Genomic DNA, 21,048 nt, shown 5'->3' on the forward strand with positions numbered 1-21,048 from the left:
CTGCGCCCCCGCGCCGGCCCGGGAGGCCCTGGCGACAATGGGGCACGGCCTGGGCGAGGACCATGCCCGGGCGGGCCGGCTCCCCCCCGGGCTGAACGGATTGGGTCCGGCCCTGAGCGCCGCGACCCCGCGCCCCCCCAGCATCCCGGGCCAGGCAGATCGGGCTATGGAAGCTCCGCCTCGTCACCCACCGCCACGGCACCGTCGTCGATGTGGCGGTGGGTGACGAGGCGGAGCTTCCATAGCCCGATCGGTCTGGCGAGGATCCCGCGCGCCTCCAGCATTCCGAGCCAGGCCGCGCTGTCGTGCCCGCTGCGCGCCAGATCGACCTGCACGATGTTGGTCTGCGGGATCGCGGCGCTCAGGGCCGGACCCAATCCGTTCAGCCCGGAGGCGAGCCGGCGCGCCCGGGCATGGTCCTCGCCGAGGCGATCGCCCATCGTCGCCAGGGCCTCCAGGCCGGCGGCGGCGGCGATGCCGACCTGCCGCTGGGTGCCGCCCAGCATCTTGCGCAGGCTCCGGGCTCGCGCGACCAGCGCGGCCGGCCCGGCGAGCAGGGCCCCCATCGGCGCGCTCAGGCCCTTCGACAGGCACAGGGACACCGTGTCGACCTCCGCGGCGATCCGGGAGGCCGGCACGCCGAGATGGACGGCGGCGTTGATGAGCCGCGCCCCATCGAGATGCACCGGGATGCCGAAGGCCTGAGCCATGGCCCGGACCGCCCTCATGTGGTCGAGCGGCGGCACCGTCCCGCCGGCATTGTTGTGCGTCGTCTCCAGGCCGATGAGCCCGGTCCGCAGGCTCGATCCGCTGGGCCGCAGGGTATCGGCCAGGATCTGGAGGTCCATCGCCCCGTCGATGCCGGCGATGCCGAGGGGGAAGGTGCCGGTGAAGGTCGCGGCGCCGCGCTCCGCCGTGTACATGTGCGACTGCGCCTCCAGGACGACCTGCTCCTGGCGCCCCGCCTGGCAGAGGGTCGCCACCAGGTTCGCCATCGTGCAACTCGGCAGGTACAGGGCCGCCTCCTTGCCGAGGAGCCGTGCCCCCGCCTCCTCGAGGGCGAGGGCCGTCGGGTCGTGGCCGAGGCCGTCATCGCCGAGCGGGGCCGCCGCGATCCGTGCATACATCGCCGGCGTCGGCCGGGTCAGGGTGTCGCTGCGCAGGTCGACGACGGCCTCCGCCTCCCCGCCCAGCGCCGTCGCCCTCTCTCGCGCGGTCATCGATAGGCCGCCGGATCGCCGGAATCGGTCGGATTGGCCAGGACACGCTTGAGCACGTCGCTCATCGGCAGCTTGAGGTTGATCTGCCGCGGCGGGATCGGGCTCTCGAAATACTTGGTGTAGAGCTTCGCCACGGTCCCGTCCTTCATCAGGCCGACGACCGCCTCGTCGACGATTGTCTTGAAGGCCGGATCGTCCTTGGGCTCGAGGATGCCGTAGGGCGCGAATTCGAGGCCCTTGGTGCCGATCTTGTAGCTGTCGCGGTCCGGGGCGTTGGCGACCGTCGTGTAGGCCATGGCGTCGTCATTGGCGGTGCCCTGGGCGCGGCCGCTCGACAGGAGCAGGAAGGCCTCGGCGGTGTCCTTGGCGGCCATCACCTTGATGTCGAGGTTGTCGCGCGCGCTGGCCTGCACGACGTAGCGCTGGGTCTGGCCGCCGGCCTGGGCCGAGATCGCCTTGCCTCGGAACGACGCGAGGTCGTTCACGTCGACATCCGTGCTCTTGCGGGCCACGAGAACGATCTGCGCCACGAAGGTCGTGGGCGCGAACGAGACCAGTTTGTGGCGCTCCGGCAGGTTCGTCGCCGTGCCGCATTCCAGATCGATCGTGCCGTTGCTGATCAGCGGGACGCGGGTGGCCGACTGGACCGGGACATGGCGGATCTCGAGCGCGGGCAGTCCGAGCGTCGCCTTGATCCTCTGGGCGACGTGCTCGCAGATCTCGAGGCTGTAGCCGATCGGCTTGCCGTCGTTGTCCAGGAAGGCGAATGGCGGCGAGGCATCGGGAAACCCGATCTGGATCGTGCCCGTCTTCCTGATCCGGTCGAGGCGGCCCCCGTCCTCGGCGCGGGCGGCGGTCGCGCTCGCCGCGGCGACGACAACGGCACAGGCCCATGCAAGTACCGACCGTGCAAGTATCGGCTTGATCGTCACCCGATGCCTCCTCTCTGCCCGAATTGATCCTGCGCCGGGGGCCGTACCTGGCGACGACGTCCACCGCTGCGCTACGTCAGGAAGCATGGCCGAAAGCTATGCCGGCTGCTAATTCCGATTCGACACTGGCCGATACGGATCTGATATGGCGCCGAGACGCATGAGCTTCCGTCACGTCGAGGCGTTCCGTACGGTGATGCTGGCGGGCTCGATGACCGAGGCGGCACGCCGGCTGCACACGTCGCAGCCGCAGGTCAGCCGGCTGATCGCGCAGCTCGAGGCGATCACCGGGCTGATGCTGTTCGACCGCCACGGCAGCCGCCTGTCTCCCACCGTCGAGGCGGAGCGCTTCCATCACGAGGTCGAGCGGGCCTGCGTCGGGCTCGCCAGCCTCGAAGCCGCGGCAGCCGACATTCGTCTCTTCGGGGCCGGCCGCCTGAGCGTCGCGGCCATGCCGCGCCTCGCCGGCGGGCTGCTCGCCCGCTCCGTCGCCCGCTTCAAGCACGAGAATCCGGGGGTCATGGTTTCGCTCCATGCCGGCGACGAGGGCACGGTGTACAAGTGGATCGCTGAAGGCTCCTGCGATGCCGGCCTCACCATGCTGTACGGCGCAGAGCAGCCGGGCGTGCAGGCCGAGCCGGTGCTGAGCCTCGATTGCGTGGCGGTGCTGCCCCGGGGCCACCGGCTGGCGCGTCAGGCCGTGCTCGGCCCGGCCGATCTCGACGGCGAGCCCTTCATCGCCTCGCCGGTCGGCAATCCGCTGCGGGTGCAGATCGACGCGGTCCTCGATACGGCCGGCATCCGGCGCCCCGTCGCGGCCGAGGCCGGCCTCGGCTCGGCGGTCTGCGCCCTGGTGGCGGCGGGCCTCGGCATCAGCCTGATGAACCCGCTGGCGGCTTACGAGGAGGCGAAGGTCTCGCCGATCGAGATTCGCCGCTTCGCCCCGGCACTGCCGGTGGTCTTCGCCCTGGTCTTCCCGCCGCTGCGGCCGCCGGGCCGCCTCGTCGCCGCCTTCAGCGCCTGCGCGCGGGCGGTCCTGCTGAGCGAACTGGCCGTGCTGCAACCCGACCCCGCCGGGTCGCGCTGACGACGGCTCACTCCGCCGCCAGCGGCTTCGCCACGTCCTCCAGCGACTTCCTCTCCGCCGCCACGCCCCAGATCCCCGCCACCGCCCCCGCGGCGATCATCAGCGCGGAGGCGAGCAGGTAGCCGCCGAAGATGGCGTTGCGGGAATGGCCCTCGATCAGCACGCCGAACAGGGCCGGCCCCACCGCCCCGACCGAGGTGCCCACCGCGTAGAACAGCGCGATGGCGAGCGCCCGGATCTCCAGGGGGAACACCTCGCTCACCGTGAGATAGGCCGAGCTGGCCGCCGCGGAGGCGAAGAAGAACACCGCCATCCAGCACATAGTCAGCGTCGTCGCGGTGACCAACTCCTGCTGGAACGCCCAGCCGCTCAAGGCGAGCAGCACGCCCGACATCCCGTAGGTGAAGGCGATCATCGGCTTACGGCCGATCGTGTCGAACAGCCGCCCGAGCAGCACCGGCCCGAGAAAGTTGCCGGCGGCGAAGGGCAGGATGTACCAGCCGACGCCGTCCGCCGGCACCTGGTAGAAGTCGATCAGGATCAGCGCGTAGGTGAAGAAGATCGCGTTGTAGAAGAAGGCCTGGGCCGACATCAGCACGAGGCCCACCCCCGCCCGCTGCCGATAGGCCTTGAGCGCGGACACCACCTCCGAGAGCGGCGTGTGGGTGCGCTGGCGCAGCCGCGCCTTCGGGAACGGCCCCTCCGCGAGGGTGTGGCCCTCCCGACGGAAGCGCGCCTCGATGCCGGCGACCAGGGCCTCGGCCTCCTCGTGCCGCCCGTGGGTCATCAGCCAGCGCGGGCTCTCGGGGATCCAGGTGCGGAGGAAGAGGATGATCAGCCCCAGGACGGCGCCGAGCCCGAAGGCGACGCGCCAGCCGATATCGGGCCCGAACAGGGCCGGATCGAGCACGATCAGCGAGGTGCCGGCGCCGAGCACCGCGCCGAGCCAGAAGCTGCCGTTGATGACGAGGTCGGTCCAGCCCCGGGCGCGGGCCGGGATCAGCTCCTGGATGGTCGAGTTGATCGCCGTGTACTCGCCGCCGATGCCGGCCCCGGTGAGGAAGCGGAAGAGGCAGAAGCTCCACAGGTTCCAGGACAGGCCGGTGGCCGCGGTGGCCGCGAGGTAGACCGCGAGCGTGATGAAGAAGAGTTTTTTCCGCCCGAGCCGGTCGGTGAGCCAGCCGAAGCCCACCGCCCCCAGGACCGCGCCGGCGAGGTAGCTCGAGGTGGCGAGCCCGATCTCGGCGTTGGAGAAGTGCAGGGTCGGGCTCGCCTTCAGCGCGCCGGCGAGCGCGCCCGCCAGCGTCACCTCCAGCCCGTCGAGCACCCAGGTGATGCCGAGCGCCAGCACCACCAGGGTGTGGAACCGGCCCCAGGGCAGCCGGTCGAGCCGGGCCGAGACGTCCGTCTCGATCACGCCGCCGGGGGCGGTGCGGGTGGCGGAGGAAACCGTCATCGGGGCCTTTCCGGCACGCAGGCCTGACCATGCCCTCCCGAAATGGCTCACCTCGTCGCGACGGGAACCCGCAACACGACAGAAACCTTCGTCGTGGCCTGGCGCTACGCCCTGGCCCCGACCGGCTTGAATACCCCCGTGGCGGTCGCCACGACCCGCCCGGCCTCGTCGCGGATCTCGGCGTCGCAGAACAGGATCGACTGGCCGGCCCGGGTCACCCGCCCCTCGGCCAGGAGCACGCCGTGGCCGGGCGAGAGGAAGCGGGTCTGCATGTCGAGGGTCACCACCGGCCGTCCGGCGGTGAGCCGGGCCACCGTGCCCATGGCGATGTCGAGGAGGGTGCAGAGGATGCCCCCATGGGCGATGCCGAGATTGTTGCCGTGCTGCGGCCCCAGCTCCAGGCGCAGGCGCGTGCGCCCCTCGACGACCTCCAGCGCCTCGATGCCGCAGAGCCGGGCGAACGGGATGTCCGCGCCGTAGATCATGCTGTTCTCCGCCTCGTCCATCCGTCCGCTCCCTGTCGGCTGTCGCACCTATGGGGAGAGTTCGCCGGCCTGGCAATTCGCGCTATGGTTTCCGCCGCAGGCGCGAACGGCCTCGTCCGTCCACGCGAGGCAAGCCCGACGGGGTGCCGGCGCCGATGCGCCGAACGCCGGCGCGATGCAAAGAGAGTTCATGAGCGCTTCGACCCCCTCCTCCTTCGTCCGCACCCGCTGGTGGTGGGTGCGTCACGCCCCCGTCCGGGGCGACGGCGGCCGCATCTACGGCGGCAGCGACATCGCGTGCGATTGCGGCGACGCCCACGTCTTCGCCGGCCTCGCCCCGGTGCTGCCCCGCGGCGCGGTCTGGGTCGCGAGCCATCTCGGCCGCACCCGGCAGACCGCCGAGGCCCTGTGGCAGGCCGGCGACTTCACGGTGGACGGCACCGTGCCCCGCCTCACCGCCCTGCCGGCTCTGGCCGAGCAGAATCTCGGCGAGTGGCAGGGCCAGGACCGGACGCGCTTCTTCGCCGAGCGCCAGCCTTCGGCCGCGAGCTACTGGTTCGCCCCTGCCGACGAGCGCCCGCCGGGCGGCGAGAGCTTTTCGGAGTTATGCGAGCGGGTGAAGGCGGCGATCGACGAACTCACCGCCGAGCATAGCGGGCGCGATATCGTGGCGGTGGCCCATGGCGGCACGATCCGGGCGGCGATCGCCCTGGCGCTGAACCTGGGCCCGCAGGGCGGGCTCGCCTTCGCGGTCGAGAATTGCTCGCTCACCCGCCTCGACCACTACGCCGGCTGGGACGGGGCGGGCTGGCGGGTCGGCATGGTGAACGCCCAGCCTTGGCTCGCCGCCGCCGAGGGCGCCGGGCCGGCGGCCTGAAATTTGCCGGCGATCCGGGAGAGCAAGCCTCGCCCCGATCGCCGGCGTCATGAAATCTCCGAGCCCGGCGCCGGGCGCAGACCCCCTCATGCCATACCGCCCGTTCCGTTCGGAGCGCGGTTGACAAGCCATCCTCCCCCGCGAACGATGCACCCGGGCGCCCTCGACGGCGTACCGCACGAACGAACGTCGTCGACGAAGGACGGACCGGGTGAGGACAACGCTTCTGGCGGCGGCTCTGGCCGTCGTGTGGCAGGGGGCTGCCGTCGCGCAGCAGGCGCCGGCCACGACTTCCCAAACCGTATCCGACGGGGTGGTGCGCCTCGGCTTCCTGCTCGACATGTCGGGACCCTATGCCGACGTGACCGGGCCCGGCAGCGCCGCGGCGGCCCGCATGGCGGTGGAGGATGCCGGCGGCAAGGTTCTGGGCGCGCCGGTCGAGGTCGTGGTCGCCGATCACCAGAACAAGCCCGACATCGCGGCGGCCACCGCCCGGGCCTGGTTCGATACCGGCAGAATCGACGCGATCCTGGACGTCGCGGCCTCCGCCACCGCGCTCGCCGCCGCCGACATCGCCAAGGCCAAGAACAAGGTGATCGTGTTCAACGGGCCCGGCGCGGTGCGGCTCACCAACGAGGCCTGCTCCCCCGTCTCGGTGCACTGGGCCTACGACACCTATGCGCTGGCGAATTCCACGGCGCTCGCCACCGTCAAGGCCGGCGGCGATTCGTGGTTCTTCGTCACCGCCGACTACGCCTTCGGCCAGGACCTCGAGCGCGATGCCGGCGCGGTGGTGAAGGCGAATGGCGGCAAGGTGCTCGGCGGCGTGCGGGTGCCGCTCAACAATGCCGACTTCTCCTCCTTCCTGCTCCAGGCGCAGGGCTCGGGCGCCAAGGTGATCGGCCTCGCCAATGCGGGCGCCGACACCACCAACGCGATCAAGCAGGCCGCCGAGTTCGGCCTGACCCAGGGCGGGCAGAAGCTCGCCGGGCTCCTCGTCTATATCAGCGACGTGCACAGCCTGGGCCTGAAGGCGACGCAGGGAATGCTGCTGACGGAGGGCTTCTACTGGGACCTCAACGACGAGACGCGGGCCTGGTCGAAGCGCTACTTCGAGCGCGTGGGCAAGATGCCGAACATGTCCCAGGCCGGCGTCTACTCGACGGTGATGCACTACCTCAAGGCCGTCCAGAAGGCCGGCACCGACGAGACCTCGGCCGTGATGAGGGCGATGCGCGAGATGCCGGTGGACGACTTCTACGCCCGCGGCGGGCGCATCCGGGAGGACGGCCGCATGATCCACGACATGTACCTGTTCGAGGTCAAGACGCCGGAGGAGTCGAAGGGGCCGTGGGACCTCTACAAGCTCGTCGCCACGGTTCCGGGCGAGCAGGCCTTCCAGCCGCTCTCGGCCTCCCGCTGCCCCCTGGTGAAGAAATGATCCCGATGGCCGGAACACTGCGATCGAACGGCCCCCGGCCGTCGGCGAGCGCGACGGCGCGCCGCCGCGCGTGCGGCGGACCGCCCTCGCGGCGCCAGCAGCGAGAACTGCACGCATGACACTTCGCTGGCGCCGTCGCCCGGAGGGCTCGACCTGGGGCGATTTCGGCCCCGACGACGAGCTCGGCCGGCTCAACCTGCTGACGCCCGAGAAGGTGCGCCAGGGCGCGGCCGAGGTGCGGGAGGGCCTGACCTTCTGCCTCAGCCTGCCCCTCGACGTTCCGGGCGGCAACGTGCTCAACCCGCGCCGCCACCCGCCGCAGATCCGCCCGACCGTGCGGGCGAGCGGCCGGCCGAACATGAACTTCCTGGTCTGCGAGGAGGTGCCCGACGCCACCGACGTGATCAGCGACGACCTCGCCGTGCTCCACCTGCAATACTCGACGCAGTGGGACAGCCTCGCCCATGTCGGCTCGCTGTTCGACGTCGAGGGCGACGGTACCCCGCGCCCGGTCTACTACAACGGTTTCCGCGCGGGCTCGGACATCACCGGCCCGACGACGCCGGAGGAGGCGGGCGCCCCCTCCCGCGCCCAGGCGCTGGGCATCGAGCGTCTGGCCGAGCGCGGCATGCAGGGCCGGGGCGTGATGATCGACCTCCACGCCCATCTGGGCGAGGCGCGGGTGGCGGTGGGCTACGACCAGCTGCGCCGCATCCTCGATGCGGACGGGGTCGTGGTCGAGGCCGGCGACATGGTCTGCCTGCATACGGGCTTCGCCGAGCGGCTGCTCGGCATGAACCGGAACCCGGATCCGGCAATCGTCCACGACCTCTGCGCCGGCCTCGACGGGCGCGACCGCAGGCTCCTGAACTGGATCACCGATTCGGGGCTCGTCGCCCTCATCGCCGACAACTACGCCGTCGAGGTCCATCCCGCTTTGGCCGCCGAGGGCTGCTGCGCCACCCTGCCGCTGCACGAGCATTGCCTGTTCCGCCTCGGCGTGAACCTCGGCGAGCTGTGGCACCTCACCCCGCTCGCCACGTGGCTGCGGGCGAACAAGCGCTCCCGCTTCCTCCTCACCGCGCCGCCCTTGCGGCTGCCGGGCGCGGTCGGCTCGCCGACGACGCCGATCGCCACCGTGTGAGCCATCGATGACCGCGCAGCTCTTCACGCCCGTTCGCCTGCGGGACGTCTCCCTCCGCAACCGCGTCGCGATCCCGCCGATGTGTCAGTACTCGGCGGAGGGCGGGATGGCGGGTGACTACCACCTCGTCCATTACGGCCGCTTCGCCCTCGGCGGGGCCGGCCTGGTCATCCTGGAGGCGACGGCGGTGGTGCCCGAGGGGCGCATCACCCATGGCGACCTCGGGATCTGGTCGGACGCTCACGGCGACGCGCTGGCCCGGGTGGCGGGCTTCCTCAAGGCGCAAGGCGCCGTCGCCGGGGTGCAGCTGGCCCATGCCGGCCGCAAGGCCAGCATGCAGCGCCCCTGGGAGGGCAACGGCCCGCTCTCGGAGGAGGAATTCGCCCGCGGCGAGGCGCCGTGGCCGATCGTGGCGCCGAGCGCGATTCCCCTCGACGCGGGCTGGCTGATGCCGGCGGAACTCTCGGCCTCCGATCTCGACGATCTGAAAGCCGCCTTCGTGGCGGCGGCCGGGCGGGCGCAAGCGGCGGGGTTCGACGTGATCGAGCTTCACGCCGCCCATGGCTACCTGCTGCACACCTTCCTGTCGCCGCTGACCAACCGGCGCGAGGACGCCTTCGGCGGCGAGCGGGCCGGGCGGATGCGGTTTCCCCTGGCGGTCGCCCGGGCGCTGCGGCGGGCTTGGCCGGCCGGGAAGCCGCTCTTCGTGCGCGTCTCGGCGGTGGACGGGCTCGAGGGCGGCCTGACCCTCGACGACACCCTCGCCTTCGCGGGCGAGTTGCGGGCGCTCGGGGTCGACGTGCTCGATTGTTCGTCGGGCGGGCTGTCCGGCTCCGCCACCGCCGCCCGGATCCGCCGCGATTACGGCTTCCAGGTCGGCTTCGCCGAGGCCGTGAAGCGGGAGACCGGCCTCGCCACCATGGCGGTCGGCCTGATCGTCGATCCGCGCCAGGCGGAGGCGATCGTGGCGGAGGGCCGCGCCGATCTCGTGGCGGTGGGACGGGAGGCGCTCGCCGATCCGAACTGGGCGGTTCGCGCCGGGCGGGCTCTCGACGGGACGGAGGAGCCGGGCTTCGCGGCCTGGCCCCGGCAGGCCGGATGGTGGCTGGAGCGGCGCGAGCGGGACATCGCGCGGCTGGGCCCGTGGCGGCAGGAGTAAGCCTCGTCATCCGGCTCCTCCCATCCACGGCCTCAGGATGAGGTCGTGGATGGGAGGAGCCGGCGATCGCGGATCTGACACCACGACACTCAATCGACGCGGGAGGACCACATGAGCGAGATCGCGGTCATCGGGGCCGGGCTGATGGGGCACGGCATCGCCCTGGTCCTGGCGCTCGGCGGGCACCGGGTGCGGCTGACCGACAGCCGGCCGGAGACCCTGGAGCGGGTGCCGGGCCTGATCGCCTCCGCCCTCGACACCCTGCGGGAGGCCGGCGCCGTCGCGCCCGAATGGACGGCGGAGCGGGTCGCGCAGGCGATCCGCCTCGAGCCCGATCACGGCGCGACGGTCGACGGCGCGAGCCTCGTCATCGAGGCGATCACCGAGAACCCGGAGGCCAAGCGGGCGCTGTTCTCCGAGCTCGACCGGCTCTGCGCCCCCGACACCCGGATCGCCAGCAACACCAGCTATCTCGACGTGTTCCCGCTGATCCCGGAGAGCCGGCAGAGGCAGGCCCTGGTGATGCACTGGTACACCCCGCCCTACATCGTCGACCTCGTCGACGTGGTGCCGGGGCCGCAGACGGACCTGGGCGTGATCGAGGAGGCGCGCCAGCTCGTCCTCGGCATCGGCCAGGTGCCGATCGTGCTCAAGCGCTTCATCCCGGGCTATGTCGCGAACCGGATCCAGTCGGCGATCTCGGCCGAGGTCTACCACCTCCTCGACGAGGGGGTGGCCTCGGCCCGCGAGATCGACGAGGCCATCATCCATGGCCTCGCCTTGCGCATCCCGATCCTCGGCCACCTCGCCAAGGCGGACTTCACCGGCATCGAACTCCTGCGCCACGCGCTCGCCAATGCGAGCTACAGCCCGCCCCCGGCGCGCACCCGCTCGGAGGCGATCGACGACCTCGTGGCGCAGGGGCGCACCGGCGTGATGGCGGGAAAAGGATTCTTCGATTGGGGCGGCCGCGACCCGGCCGAGCTGTTTCGCGACCGCGACCGGCGCCTCCTCGCCCTCAAGCGGGCGATGAAGGAGATCGGCCGGATGGAAGGCGAGTGAGCCGGTCGACCGGGGCCGCTGCGGCGCTATAACCGAAAGCCCTGAACGCGGAGGCGAGGCGGCGGCCATGTTCGAGTTCCCGGTCCTGTTCGGCGATATCGGTGGCACCAATGCGCGCTTCGCCGTGCAGGAGAAGCCGGGAACCGAGCCCGTCGTGCTCGCCCATGAGAAGACCGCCGCCTACCCCGATCCGAGCGCGGCGATCCGCGCCGCCCTGGCGAAGAGCCAGGTCGCCCCGCCTCGCTCCGCCATCCTGGCGGTGGCTGCCCGGGTCGACGGGCCGGCGGTGCATCTGACCAACGCCCACTGGGTGATCGAGGGCGAGCGCATCGGCCGTGATTTCGGGCTCGCGAGCTGCCGCGTCGTCAACGACTACGTGCCGGTGGCGGCCGGTGCCGCCTTCCTCGACCCGGCCGGGCGCGACCGCTCGATCCTCGAGCAGATCGGCCCGACCCTCTGCCCCGATGGCGGCGCGCGCCTCGTGCTCGGCCCCGGCACCGGCTTCGGTGCCGCCGGCCTCGTCCCCTACGGCAAGCAGCTCGCCATCGTCTCGACCGAGGCCGGGCACACCGATTTCGGGCCGAGCGACGCGGAGGATTTCGCGTTCTGGCCGCGCCTCGCCCGGATCGAGGGCCGCATCACCGTCGAATCGCTCCTGTCCGGCCCCGGTCTCACCCGCCTCCATGCCGGTCTCGGCGGCGGCGAGATGGATCCGAAGGACATCACCGAGCGCGGGATGTCCGGCGGGGATCCGGTGGCGCAGCGGACGCTCCAGGTCTTTTCCAGGCTGCTCGGGCGCCTCTGCGGCGACCTCGCCCTCACCTTCCTGGCGACCGGCGGCGTCTATATCGGCGGCGGCATCGCGCCCCGGATCCTCGACGTGCTGAACGAGGGCGCCTTCCGGCAGGCCTTCGAGCACAAGCCGCCCTTCTCCGACCGCATGAAGCAGATCCCGACCTGCGTCATCACCATCGCCGATCCGGCCCTCGGCGGGCTCTCGGCTTTGGCCTGCCAGCCGGAGCGGTTCGCCTATGACGGGCAGCTTTGGACGGCCTGAGCGGGCAAATCCGCGTCAGTAGCCCTTCCACAACCCCGGCGTCGCCAGCTCCACCAGGTGCCCGTCCGGATCGCGGAAATACAGGCTGACGCCGCCGCGTGGCCAGGTGGTGCGGCCCTCGATCGCGATGCCGTGCGCCGCGAGATGCCGCTCCCACTCGTCCTGCGCCCCGGCCGGGATCGACAGGGCGAGGTGCAGCGGGCCCGACCCGTCATGGGGCGGGATGGTGCCGCCGGGCGTTTCGATCGGGTGCAGGGAGCCGCCGCGGGGAAACAGCAGCAGGACGCCGCGCCCGGCGACGTCGTAGGCCCGCATGCGGTGGTCCTCGTGGATGCAGGGCAGGCCCATCGGCCCGCCCCAGAACGCGGCCGCCCGCGCGAGGTCGTCGACGTAGAGCACCGTCTCGAGGATCCCGGCGGTCTCCGGCATGGCGCCACCTCCCATCGGCCCAACGCGCAGGCGGCCCTCGCGGTTACGCCGCGGCCGGGTTGACCGCCTCCTCGGCGAGCTCGGACAGGAGCTCGTCGGTATTCTCCTCCTCGACCAGCGTCTCCTTGATCAAGCCCTCGGCCTCGCTGAGACCCAGCTGCTTGGCCCAGGCCAGCAGGGTGCCGTAGCGGGTGATCTCGTAATGCTCCACCGCCTGCGCGGCGGCGATCAGTCCGGCATCGAGCGCCTCCCCGCCGGAGAATTCCTGCATCACCTCCTCGCCCTCGGCAATGATGCCCTGGATCGCCTGGCAGGTGACGCCCTCGGGCTTCTCGCCGACGCTCCGAAACACCTGGTCGAGGCGCTTCACCTGCTCGCGGGTCTCCTCGACATGGACGCTGAGCGCGCCCCGCAGCTCCTCCGAGCGGGCCGCCTGGGCCATCTTCGGCAGCGCCTTCAGGATCGCGTTCTCGGCGAAGTACGTGTCCTTGAGCTGGTGCAGGAAGAGCGCCCGAAGGTTCTTGTCGTCGGCCATGAGATGCTCCCGTGGGGTACCTATGAGCCCCGGCAACTCTCGGGCGGCCGGCTTCGTTCCTGAGACGGATCACGGGCCTGCGACCGGGACTGGTGCCTGGGCGCGACCGTCGCCATTCTGTCGAATGGGGGCGTGGATCCGAGGGAGACCCCACCATGACGACGTTGTTCGATGAGCGGGAACGGGCCGCCGAGGCTTTGTTCGCCCTCGACGAGGAGCTGCGCTTCCTGGCCCTCGCCCGGCGCAACAAGATGCTGGGTGCCTGGATGTGCGAGCGCCTGAACCTCACCGGGAGCGAGGCCGAGGCCTATACGCGGCACCTGGTCGAGGCAGGCGCGATCCCGCCGGCCTTCGGCCGGACGTCGGACGAGGTTCTGGCCGAGCGGCTGCGGGCCGACCTCACGGCCAAGGGCGCCGCGGCGGAGGCCGAGGCCCTGCCGGGCCTGATCGCCCGCTACGGTGCCGAGGCGGCCCGGACCGTGCGGGAGCAGGCCCGGGGCTGAGGCGGCCTCAGAAGAAGGTCGGCCGCGCGCTGGCGGTGTGCTCCTTGAGCACGGCGCCGGTGACGGTATCGACCTCCTTCATCAGCACGTCGTAGCCCCACAGGTCGGCGAGATGCTGCAGCACCCGCATCGCGTCGTCCTTGTTGAGCAGGACGCGGTTGAGCACCTTGTGGTGCAGGATCAGCTTGCGGTCGCCCTCCAGGTCGACATCGACCACCTCGATGTCGGGGTCGAGCCAGGCGACGTCGTATTGCCGCGCGAAGGCCCGGCGCAGGCGGCGGTAGCCGCGCTCGTCGTGGATCGCCTCGACCCGCAGCTCCGGCTTGTCCGGATCGTCGGTGACGTGGAACAGCCGCAGCTGGCGCATCAGCTTCGGGCTGAGGAACTGGGCGATGAAGCTCTCGTCGCGGTAATTGGCCCAGACGTCGCGCAGCACGCCCATCGCGTCGCCGCTGCCGGCAATGTCCGGGAACCAGGCCCGGTCCTCGTCGGTCGGCTCGGTGCAGATGCGGGCGATGTCCGTCATCATCGCGAAGCCGATGGCATAGGGGTTGTGCCCGCCGTAATGCCGGTCGTTGTAGGTCGGCTGCCGGATCACGTTGGTGTGCGATTGCAGGAATTCGAGGTAGGCGGCCTCGCCGATCTGCCCGGTCTCGGACAGGCGGGTCATGATCCGGTAGTGGTTGTAGGTGGCGCAGCCCTCGTTCATCACCTTGGTCTGGCGCTGCGGGTAGAAATACTGCGCCACGTGGCGGACGATGCGCAGGATCTCGCGCTGCCAGGGCTGCAGCCGCGGCGCCACCTTCTCCAGGAAGTAGAGGATGTTCTCCTGCGGCAGCTCCAGCAGCGCCCGGCGGCGCTCGGCCTGCGGGTCCGGCTTGCCGGACCGGGCCTTGGCCGGCAGGGTGCGCCAGAGGTCGTTGTACATCCTCTCCTGGTGTTCCTGGCGCTCGCGTTCGCGGCGCTGCTCGGAGGAGAGATCGGGCCGCTTCTTGCGCGGGTAGCGGTGGACGCCCTGGTTCATCAGGGCGTGGGCGGCGTCCAGCACCGATTCCACGGCGGTGTGGCCGTAACGCTCCTCGCAGCGCGAGATGAAGGTCTTGGCGAATTCCAGGTAGTCGAGGATGCCTTCCGCGTCGGTCCACTGCCGGAACAGGTAGTTGTTCTTGAAGAAATGGTTGTGGCCGAAGGCGGCGTGGGCGATGACGAGGGTCTGCATCGTCGCCGTGTTCTCCTCCATGATATAGGAGATGCACGGGTCGGAGTTGATGACGATCTCGTAGGCGAGCCCCATCAGGCCGCGGCGATAGCCGGCCTCGTGCTGGGCGAAGTGCTTGCCGAAGGACCAGTGCTTGTAGAACAAGGGCATGCCGATCGACGCATAGGCGTCCAGCATCTGCTCGGCGGTGATGATCTCGATCTGGTTCGGGTACCAGCTCAGGCCCAGCTCCGGCCCGGCGATCGCCTCGCAGGCATCGTGGATGCGCCGGATGGTGTCGAAGTCCCAGTCGTTGCCGGTGAAGAGCGGAGCATGCTTGGCGATCACGGCCGGGCCGGCGGGCCGCGCGTCGAAGGTGGCGGAACTCATCGGGCGTCGGACCTCCCGGTGGCTTGAAGCATCCCCCGGCGGGATGCAGCTTCTGAACCTGAACCGTGCGACTCGCCCGGAGCCGCGCGGCTTATGGTGACGCGGCCTCCTGTCCGGCCTTGCGGGCGAACAGCTCGCGGAAGACCGGATAGATGTCGCGGCGATGGTTGACCTTGCGCATGGCCAGCACCGAGTTGGTCTTCGAGACCGGCTCGTAGGTGCGCCAGAGCGTGGTGCGGTGCTCGACGAAGCCGGCCCGCGGCCCGCCCTCGTCGCCGACCTCCAGATAGGCGAAGTACTGGCAGGCCGGCAGGATCGCGCTGCGCAGCAGATCCTGCGAGGTGGCGCCGTCGCTCGACACGTTGTCGCCGTCGGAGGCCTGGGCGGCGTAGATGTTCCAGTCCTCGGGATTGTAGCGCTCGGCGATGATCCGCTTCATCTCGACGAGCGCCGAGGAGACCAGGGTGCCGCCGGTCTCGCGCGAGCCGAAGAACGTCTCCTCGTCGACCTCCTTGGCGTGGTCGGTGTGGCGGATGAAGACGATCTCGACGTGCTTGTAGCGCCGGGTGAGGAAGATATGGAGCAGGATGTAGAACCTCTTGGCGAGGTCCTTCATGTGCTCGGTCATCGAGCCCGAGACGTCCATCAGGCAGAACATCACCGCCTGGGCCACCGGGCGCGGATAGGGCTCGAAGCGCCGGTAGCGCAGGTCGATCGGGTCGACGTAGGGGATGCGTTGCGAGCGGGTGCGCAGGCGCTCCAGCTCCGCCTTCAACTCGTCGAGGATCACCGCGTCGGGCTGACTCTCCTCCAGCGCCCGGATCTCCGCCTCCAGGGCCTCCATCTCGGCGGCCTTGGGCCGCTTGAGGGCGATGCGCCGCGACAGCGAGTTGCGCAGGGTGCGCCCGAGGGCCAGGTTGGCGGGCGAGCCCGTCACCGTGTAGCCGGCCCGGCGCAGGGCCTCCGTCTCGACCACGGCGAGGCGGCGCTTGGCGAGGTCGGGCAGTTCCAGGTCCTCGAGGAAGAGTTCCAGGAACTCCTCGCGGGTGAGGACGAAGCGGAACGTATCCTCGCTGTCCTGGCCGCCGTCGCCGGCGTCACCGCTACCGCCCCCTCCCCCGCCGCCGCCCGGCGGGCGCTCGATCAGGTCGCCCTCGATATAGGTCTTGTTGCCGGGCAGGATGTGGTCCTGGATCCCGGTCGAGGGATTGCGGGTGAATTTCGGCTCGCGCACGCCGTCCACCGGAACGGTGACGTTGCCGTCCTTGCCGAGGTCCTTGATGTCCTTCTCCCGGGCGGCCTCGCGCACGGCGCGCTGGGCCACGTCCCGGACCCGGCGCAGGAAACGCTGCCGGTTCGCCAGGCTCTTGCCGCCGGGATTGAGGCGTCGATCGATGATGTGCATCCGCTTCGCGCTCTCCGATCACGCCATCATACCGTATCGGGGACAGTTCCCGCCACCGCTCCCCTCGGGGGGGACCCGCGGGAGAGGGCTCCCGCGGGGACGATCGTGCCTTGCGGTCAGCCCGCCTGCTTGACGCGCATGTACCACTCGACCAGCCGGCGGACCTGCCGCTCGGTATAGCCGCGGTCCTTCATCCGCTCGACGAACTCGCCGTGCTTCTTCTCGGTCTCGCTGTCCTTCTTCGAGCCGAAGGAGATCACCGGCAAGAGTTCCTCGACCTGACTGAACATCCGCCGCTCGATGACCTCGCGGATCTTCTCGTAGGAGGTCCAGGACGGGTTGCGCCCGCCATGCTGGGCCCGCGAGCGGAGCGCGAACTTCACCACCTCGTTGCGGAAATCCTTCGGGTTGGCGATGCCCGCCGGCTTCTCGATCTTGGTCAGCTCCTGGTTCAGCAGCTCGCGGTTGAGCAGCTGCCCGGTCTCGGGGTCCTTGAAGTCCTGGTCCTCGATCCAGGCATCGGCGTAGTCGATGTAGCGGTCGAACAGGTTCTGGCCGTAATCGTGGTACGATTCGAGATACGCCTTCTGGATCTCGTGCCCGATGAACTCGGCGTAGCGCGGCGCCAGCTCGCCCTTGATGAATTCGAGGTAGCGCTTCTCGGTCTCGGGCGGCAGCTGCTCGCGGCGCAGCGACTGCTCGAGCACGTACATCAGGTGGACCGGGTCGGCCGAGACCTCGGTGGTGTCGTGGTTGAAGGTGGCGGCCATCACCTTGAAGGCGAAGCGGGTCGAGATCCCGTCCATCCCCTCGTCGACGCCGGCGGTGTCCTTGTATTCCTGCATCGAGCGGGCGCGGGGATCGACCTCGCGCAACGACTCGCCGTCATAGACCCGCATCTTGGAGAAGACGTTCGAGTTCGCGTGCTCGCGCAGGCGCGAGAGCACCGAGAACCGGGCCAGCATCTCCAGGGTGCCGGGGGCGCAGGGAGCCGCGGCCAGCTCGGAGCCCGAGACCAGCTTCTCGTAGATCCGCTGCTCCTCGGTCACCCGCAGGCAGTACGGCACCTTGATGACGTAGATGCGGTCGATGAAGGCTTCGTTGTTCTTGTTGGTCTTGAAGCTCTGCCACTCGGCCTCGTTCGAGTGGGCGAGGATGATGCCGGTGAACGGGATCGCCCCGATATTCTCGGTGCCGACATAGTTGCCCTCCTGCGTCGCGGTGAGCAGGGGGTGCAGCATCTTGATCGGCGCCTTGAACATCTCGACGAATTCGAGGATGCCCTGGTTCGCCCGGTTGAGGCCGCCCGAGTAGGAATAGGCGTCGGGATCGGCCTGGCTCAGGGTCTCGAGCTTGCGGATGTCGACCTTGCCGACGAGCGACGAGATATCCTGGTTGTTCTCGTCGCCGGGCTCGGTCTTGGCGATCGCGATCTGGCGCAGGCGGGACGGGTTGACCTTGACGACCTTGAACTTCGAGATGTCGCCGCCGAACTCGTCGAGGCGCTTGAGGCACCAGGGGCTCATCAGCCCGGTGAGGCGGCGGCGCGGCACGCCGTAACGCTCCTCGATCATCGGCCCCATCGTCTCGGGGTCGAACAGCACCAGCGGGCTCTCGAAGACCGGGCTCAGCTCGTTGCCGGCCTTGAGCACGTAGATCGGGTGCACCTCCATCAGGGCCTTGAGCCGCTCGGCGAGAGACGACTTGCCGCCGCCCACCGGACCGAGCAGGTAGAGGATCTGCTTGCGCTCCTCGAGCCCCTGCGCGGCATGGCGGAAGAACGAGACGATGCGCTCGATCGTCTCCTCCATGCCGTAGAATTCGGAGAAGGCAGGATAGGTGCGGATGGTCCGGTTCATGAAGATCCGGCCCAGGCGCGGATCCCGCGCCGTATCGATGAACTCGGGCTGCCCGATCGCGTCGAGAATGCGCTCAGGCGCACTCGCGTACATCAGGGGATTGTCACGGCAGGCTTCGAGATACTCGGACAGGGACAGCTCCGCGTCCCTACGGGACTCGTAGCTGCGTGCGAAAGTTTGAAAGAGGTCGCTCGCTGACGGCATTGGCATTCCGGACCCTCACGACATCGCCAGGATCATCCTGTCCCGCCTCGGATGCAATCGATATCCCCATGTTTGTCGCAGCGCGGCGACGTAGGGAGGAGTGCGGAGGCGGCCAGGAGCCTGTATGCAGGCCGGTTGCGGGCAAGGCGTATGCCGCGGCGGCCGGGAAAGTTGCAGGTCCGCCAATGCCAAAGCCGTTGACGCAACGGACCTGTGCCGTAATGGACACACCTGTTCCGGTTTTTCCACACTCCCCGGAGCACGGTCGGTCGCCCCGCGAGACAAGAGAGGAACGCCGGCCGTCAGGTCAGCGTTCCCGCTTCGTTTCGTCCCGTGCGTCGGGCGCGGGTCCGCTCGGCGCTCAGAGGTCGGTGGTGTCCTTCTTCGCGCCGTCCTTGGCGCCGTCCTTCGGGCCTTCCTTGGTGCCGGCCCCTCCGACGGTGAGCTTGATGGTCTGGGTGCTCACGTTGCCGTCGGTGCCCTTGATCTCCACCGTGACCTCGTCGCTGCCGGTGAAGCCGGCCTTGCTCTCGTAGAACAGGGCCTGGACGTTGGCCTCGACGTTCGGGCAGCGATAGGTGGCGGGGGTCTTCACCTTGCCGGCGCGCTGGATCAGGGCGCCGTTCTTCGGCGGACTCGTGACCTTCAGCTCGGGCTGCGGCCCGAGCGAGCAATCCTTCTTCAGGTTCGGCACCATCACGAGCCGGACCTGCTTGCCGGAGGCGACGGAGTGCTCGCGAACCTTGGCGGCCTGCGCCAGGGCGGGACCTGCGGCCAGCACGGGCCCGGCGGCGATCAGCACGGCGAGCGCCAGGGTCGGGCGGAAAGGGCTGGTCCGAGAAAGGCGAAGCATGGGGCTCTAAGCTCTCCGAGGGGGATGCCGGCCGCATGTGGTGACCGGGTCCCGCCGCGTCGAGGGCCGAAGGGCGCCTTCCGTCGAGGAATCCGCCCGGGGTCTCCCGCTCAAGGGACGTCTCCCGCTCAATGCAGGACCAGCATCACGAACAGGTTGAACAGCCCGAGCAGGGCCACGCCGCCGAGCCAGATCCAGTAGCCCCGTCCCTCGACCGGATAATCGCCGATCATGTCGTCCCCTCCCCGGGCTCGTCGCCGGTCGCCGCCTGCAGCACCGCCAGGGTCGCGCCGGTGACCCGGGCGATCTGGGCCGGCGTGAACTCGCCCGCAAGGGCCGAGGCGAGGCCGCGCTCGACCCGCGCCCGCTCGCCGGCATCCCCGATCGGATCGGCCGGGATGTCGCTCTCGCGCAGGCGGCAGGCGTCGCGGATCGTGTCGGCGGCCCGGCGCAGCACCTCGCGTTGGTCGGGCGTCATGTCCCAGAGCGGGTGGCGCAGGCGCGCGATCACCCGTTTGGCATCGCGGTAGTCGCGGTCGACCACCGGGATGGCCTCGATCTGGCTCACCAGCAGCACCAGCTCGAGCACGTCGGCCGTCGCCTCCGGGCAGGTGCGCACGACGCGCATGAGCCGCGCGATCAGCTCGGTCGTCGGGGAGACGTGGCGGCGAGGCTCGGCCATGAGCGCGTAACGTGTGCCGGCGCAAAGGGTTCTGCGGCCCGGTGCGCAAATTATCGCGCGGCGCGCCCGGATGAGGCGCCCGCTTCCTGCCGTGCTGCCCGCAGGCGGGCGAGGGCTCGCCGGCACGCCTGCAACTCGTCCAGCACCGCCGTGAGGCTCGCCCGATCCGCCCGGCCGAGCGGCGGCGGCGCGGTCTCGGGCTCCGGCTCGTGGTCGGATTCGACGAAGGCCGGGGCGACCTGCTCGCCGCGGCCGACCGCCTGGACGAAGCGCATGCCGCGCTCGCGCAGCACCCGCTGGGCACCCCGGATCGTGTAGCCCTGGCCATAGAGGAGGCGGCGGATGCCGCGCAGGAGATCGACGTCGTCGGGGCGGTAGTAGCGCCGGTTGCCGCCGCGCTTGAGCGGGCGCACCTGGGTGAACCGCGTCTCCCAGAAGCGCAGCACGTGCTGGGGCAGGTCGAGGTCCTCCGCGACCTCGCTGATGGTGCGGAAGGCGCCAGGTTCCTTCTCCGGTAAGAGCCCCTTCTCGGGCAGGAGGGCTCGTCCGGGGGCATCGGGCCCGCCGGATTCCGAAAGATCCTCGTCCTCGATCGGCATCCCGGTCATCGGCCCGATCCTGCGTCAGCCCGCGCGCCGGCGCGGAGGCGGCTCAACTCTCGTCGTCGTCCGGGGCGGCGTCGCCGTTGATCCGGGCCTTGAGCACGTTCGAGGGTTTGAACACCATCACCCGGCGCGGCTCGATCGCCACCTCGACGCCGGTCTTCGGGTTGCGGCCGACCCGCTTGCCCTTGTCGCGCACCACGAAGGAGCCGAAGGAGGACAGCTTCACGGTCTCGCCGGCCGAGAGGCAGCCGCAGATCTCCGACAGCACCGTCTCCACCAGGGCGGCGGATTCCGTCCGCGACAGGCCGACCCGCTGGTAGACGGCCTCGCTCAGATCGGCCCGCGTGACCGTCTTGCCTGCCATCGTGCTGCTCCCCCGGCGGCTGAATCGCGAACTAACGTATGTCTATGATCCCGCACGCTAATCGGCGATGCGCGCCGGGTCAACCGGGCCTCGGGCGGGTT

21 protein-coding genes are annotated in these 21,048 nt (G+C 70.3%); 8 read left to right on the plus strand and 13 right to left on the minus strand.

Annotated features, from left to right (window positions below):
- Positions 1-164: 164 nt before the first annotated feature.
- Positions 165-1,220, minus strand: coding sequence for a threonine aldolase family protein (locus VQ03_RS17520; RefSeq protein ID WP_048452185.1), 1,056 nt, complete (start codon positions 1,218-1,220; stop codon positions 165-167).
- On the minus strand, positions 1,217-2,152 hold the full coding sequence (locus VQ03_RS17525) for an amino acid ABC transporter substrate-binding protein (protein ID WP_245292114.1): 936 nt from the start codon (positions 2,150-2,152) through the stop codon (positions 1,217-1,219). Before VQ03_RS17525 ends, VQ03_RS17520 begins: the two co-directional genes overlap by 4 nt.
- A gap of 160 nt (positions 2,153-2,312) precedes the next feature.
- Here VQ03_RS17525 and VQ03_RS17530 point away from each other — a divergent pair, with 160 nt between their 5' ends.
- A complete protein-coding gene (locus VQ03_RS17530) occupies positions 2,313-3,239 on the plus strand; it encodes a LysR substrate-binding domain-containing protein (protein ID WP_048452186.1) in 927 nt (308 codons plus the stop codon).
- A 7-nt stretch (positions 3,240-3,246) separates the two neighbouring features.
- Here the strand turns inward: VQ03_RS17530 and VQ03_RS17535 are convergent, their stop codons facing one another.
- Both VQ03_RS17535 and VQ03_RS17540 read right to left on the minus strand, forming a co-directional pair.
- Positions 3,247-4,695 carry an MFS transporter gene (locus tag VQ03_RS17535; protein ID WP_048452187.1) on the minus strand — a complete coding sequence of 483 codons (1,449 nt, stop codon included), beginning with the start codon at positions 4,693-4,695 and terminating at the stop codon, positions 3,247-3,249.
- A gap of 104 nt (positions 4,696-4,799) precedes the next feature.
- Positions 4,800-5,201: a PaaI family thioesterase gene (locus VQ03_RS17540; protein ID WP_048452188.1), complete on the minus strand. Its 402-nt coding sequence runs from the start codon at positions 5,199-5,201 to the stop codon at positions 4,800-4,802.
- Positions 5,202-5,370: 169 nt separating this feature from the next.
- On the opposite strand from VQ03_RS17540, the gene VQ03_RS17545 reads away from it, so the two are divergent.
- The 6 genes from VQ03_RS17545 to VQ03_RS17570 all read left to right on the plus strand — a co-directional run bounded on the left by VQ03_RS17545 (position 5,371) and on the right by VQ03_RS17570 (position 11,920).
- Entirely contained in the window at positions 5,371-6,057 is a 687-nt protein-coding gene (locus VQ03_RS17545; RefSeq protein ID WP_083468067.1) for a histidine phosphatase family protein, read from the plus strand.
- Between the two features lie 211 nt (positions 6,058-6,268).
- Positions 6,269-7,498: an ABC transporter substrate-binding protein gene (locus tag VQ03_RS17550; RefSeq protein WP_053078630.1), complete on the plus strand. Its 1,230-nt coding sequence runs from the start codon at positions 6,269-6,271 to the stop codon at positions 7,496-7,498.
- 115 nt (positions 7,499-7,613) lie between these two features.
- Positions 7,614-8,642 (plus strand): cyclase family protein, encoded by a 1,029-nt coding sequence (locus VQ03_RS17555; protein ID WP_048452191.1) that lies wholly within the window; start codon positions 7,614-7,616, stop codon positions 8,640-8,642.
- Positions 8,643-8,649: 7 nt separating this feature from the next.
- Positions 8,650-9,801, plus strand: coding sequence for an NADH:flavin oxidoreductase/NADH oxidase (locus VQ03_RS17560; RefSeq protein WP_048452192.1), 1,152 nt, complete (start codon positions 8,650-8,652; stop codon positions 9,799-9,801).
- Between the two features lie 111 nt (positions 9,802-9,912).
- Complete coding sequence (locus VQ03_RS17565) at positions 9,913-10,863, plus strand: 3-hydroxyacyl-CoA dehydrogenase family protein (RefSeq protein WP_048452193.1); 951 nt, start codon at positions 9,913-9,915, stop codon at positions 10,861-10,863.
- Positions 10,864-10,930: 67 nt separating this feature from the next.
- Positions 10,931-11,920, plus strand: a complete 990-nt coding sequence (locus VQ03_RS17570; protein ID WP_048452194.1) for a glucokinase — start codon at positions 10,931-10,933, stop codon at positions 11,918-11,920.
- 15 nt (positions 11,921-11,935) lie between these two features.
- Here VQ03_RS17570 and VQ03_RS17575 read toward each other — a convergent pair whose 3' ends face one another.
- Positions 11,936-12,349, minus strand: a complete 414-nt coding sequence (locus VQ03_RS17575) for a VOC family protein (protein WP_048452195.1) — start codon at positions 12,347-12,349, stop codon at positions 11,936-11,938.
- Positions 12,350-12,392: 43 nt separating this feature from the next.
- On the minus strand, positions 12,393-12,884 hold the full coding sequence (locus VQ03_RS17580) for a YciE/YciF ferroxidase family protein (protein ID WP_048452196.1): 492 nt from the start codon (positions 12,882-12,884) through the stop codon (positions 12,393-12,395).
- Between the two features lie 155 nt (positions 12,885-13,039).
- Here VQ03_RS17580 and VQ03_RS17585 point away from each other — a divergent pair, with 155 nt between their 5' ends.
- A complete protein-coding gene (locus tag VQ03_RS17585; RefSeq protein WP_048452197.1) occupies positions 13,040-13,387 on the plus strand; it encodes a DUF1476 domain-containing protein in 348 nt (115 codons plus the stop codon).
- Positions 13,388-13,394: 7 nt separating this feature from the next.
- On the opposite strand, the gene VQ03_RS17590 is transcribed toward VQ03_RS17585, so the two are convergent.
- The 7 genes from VQ03_RS17590 to VQ03_RS17620 form a co-directional block, all read right to left on the minus strand.
- Positions 13,395-14,975 (minus strand): SpoVR family protein, encoded by a 1,581-nt coding sequence (locus VQ03_RS17590; protein ID WP_048452198.1) that lies wholly within the window; start codon positions 14,973-14,975, stop codon positions 13,395-13,397.
- 91 nt (positions 14,976-15,066) lie between these two features.
- The gene (locus VQ03_RS17595) at positions 15,067-16,380 is read right to left on the minus strand and encodes a YeaH/YhbH family protein (protein WP_048452199.1); all 1,314 of its coding nucleotides are present in this window, start codon (positions 16,378-16,380) and stop codon (positions 15,067-15,069) included.
- Between the two features lie 116 nt (positions 16,381-16,496).
- Positions 16,497-18,449 carry a PrkA family serine protein kinase gene (locus tag VQ03_RS17600; RefSeq protein ID WP_048452200.1) on the minus strand — a complete coding sequence of 651 codons (1,953 nt, stop codon included), beginning with the start codon at positions 18,447-18,449 and terminating at the stop codon, positions 16,497-16,499.
- Positions 18,450-18,804: 355 nt separating this feature from the next.
- A complete protein-coding gene (locus tag VQ03_RS17605; protein ID WP_048452201.1) occupies positions 18,805-19,296 on the minus strand; it encodes a hypothetical protein in 492 nt (163 codons plus the stop codon).
- Between the two features lie 229 nt (positions 19,297-19,525).
- Positions 19,526-19,978 carry a hypothetical protein gene (locus VQ03_RS17610; protein WP_048452202.1) on the minus strand — a complete coding sequence of 151 codons (453 nt, stop codon included), beginning with the start codon at positions 19,976-19,978 and terminating at the stop codon, positions 19,526-19,528.
- 50 nt (positions 19,979-20,028) lie between these two features.
- On the minus strand, positions 20,029-20,586 hold the full coding sequence (locus VQ03_RS17615) for a MerR family transcriptional regulator (RefSeq protein ID WP_245292115.1): 558 nt from the start codon (positions 20,584-20,586) through the stop codon (positions 20,029-20,031).
- A gap of 43 nt (positions 20,587-20,629) precedes the next feature.
- Positions 20,630-20,947 (minus strand): integration host factor subunit alpha, encoded by a 318-nt coding sequence (locus VQ03_RS17620; protein WP_048452203.1) that lies wholly within the window; start codon positions 20,945-20,947, stop codon positions 20,630-20,632.
- Positions 20,948-21,048: the final 101 nt, after the last annotated feature.

The organism is Methylobacterium tarhaniae (assembly GCF_001043955.1).
Taxonomy (GTDB): domain Bacteria; phylum Pseudomonadota; class Alphaproteobacteria; order Rhizobiales; family Beijerinckiaceae; genus Methylobacterium; species Methylobacterium tarhaniae.

What these genes read in the sequence shown, in the direction of transcription:
- VQ03_RS17595 (WP_048452199.1), bottom strand. Translation starts at nt 16,380, where the DNA reads ATGCACATCATCGATCGACGCCTCAATCCCGGCGGCAAGAGCCTGGCG.
- VQ03_RS17560 (WP_048452192.1), top strand. Translation starts at nt 8,650, where the DNA reads ATGACCGCGCAGCTCTTCACGCCCGTTCGCCTGCGGGACGTCTCCCTC.
- VQ03_RS17585 (WP_048452197.1), top strand. Translation starts at nt 13,040, where the DNA reads ATGACGACGTTGTTCGATGAGCGGGAACGGGCCGCCGAGGCTTTGTTC.
- VQ03_RS17620 (WP_048452203.1), bottom strand. Translation starts at nt 20,947, where the DNA reads ATGGCAGGCAAGACGGTCACGCGGGCCGATCTGAGCGAGGCCGTCTAC.
- VQ03_RS17530 (WP_048452186.1), top strand. Translation starts at nt 2,313, where the DNA reads ATGAGCTTCCGTCACGTCGAGGCGTTCCGTACGGTGATGCTGGCGGGC.
- VQ03_RS17535 (WP_048452187.1), bottom strand. Translation starts at nt 4,695, where the DNA reads ATGACGGTTTCCTCCGCCACCCGCACCGCCCCCGGCGGCGTGATCGAG.
- VQ03_RS17590 (WP_048452198.1), bottom strand. Translation starts at nt 14,975, where the DNA reads ATGAGTTCCGCCACCTTCGACGCGCGGCCCGCCGGCCCGGCCGTGATC.
- VQ03_RS17580 (WP_048452196.1), bottom strand. Translation starts at nt 12,884, where the DNA reads ATGGCCGACGACAAGAACCTTCGGGCGCTCTTCCTGCACCAGCTCAAG.
- VQ03_RS17610 (WP_048452202.1), bottom strand. Translation starts at nt 19,978, where the DNA reads ATGGCCGAGCCTCGCCGCCACGTCTCCCCGACGACCGAGCTGATCGCG.
- VQ03_RS17545 (WP_083468067.1), top strand. Translation starts at nt 5,371, where the DNA reads ATGAGCGCTTCGACCCCCTCCTCCTTCGTCCGCACCCGCTGGTGGTGG.
- VQ03_RS17520 (WP_048452185.1), bottom strand. Translation starts at nt 1,220, where the DNA reads ATGACCGCGCGAGAGAGGGCGACGGCGCTGGGCGGGGAGGCGGAGGCC.
- VQ03_RS17600 (WP_048452200.1), bottom strand. Translation starts at nt 18,449, where the DNA reads ATGCCAATGCCGTCAGCGAGCGACCTCTTTCAAACTTTCGCACGCAGC.
- VQ03_RS17565 (WP_048452193.1), top strand. Translation starts at nt 9,913, where the DNA reads ATGAGCGAGATCGCGGTCATCGGGGCCGGGCTGATGGGGCACGGCATC.
- VQ03_RS17615 (WP_245292115.1), bottom strand. Translation starts at nt 20,586, where the DNA reads ATGACCGGGATGCCGATCGAGGACGAGGATCTTTCGGAATCCGGCGGG.
- VQ03_RS17605 (WP_048452201.1), bottom strand. Translation starts at nt 19,296, where the DNA reads ATGCTTCGCCTTTCTCGGACCAGCCCTTTCCGCCCGACCCTGGCGCTC.
- VQ03_RS17555 (WP_048452191.1), top strand. Translation starts at nt 7,614, where the DNA reads ATGACACTTCGCTGGCGCCGTCGCCCGGAGGGCTCGACCTGGGGCGAT.
- VQ03_RS17570 (WP_048452194.1), top strand. Translation starts at nt 10,931, where the DNA reads ATGTTCGAGTTCCCGGTCCTGTTCGGCGATATCGGTGGCACCAATGCG.
- VQ03_RS17575 (WP_048452195.1), bottom strand. Translation starts at nt 12,349, where the DNA reads ATGCCGGAGACCGCCGGGATCCTCGAGACGGTGCTCTACGTCGACGAC.
- VQ03_RS17540 (WP_048452188.1), bottom strand. Translation starts at nt 5,201, where the DNA reads ATGGACGAGGCGGAGAACAGCATGATCTACGGCGCGGACATCCCGTTC.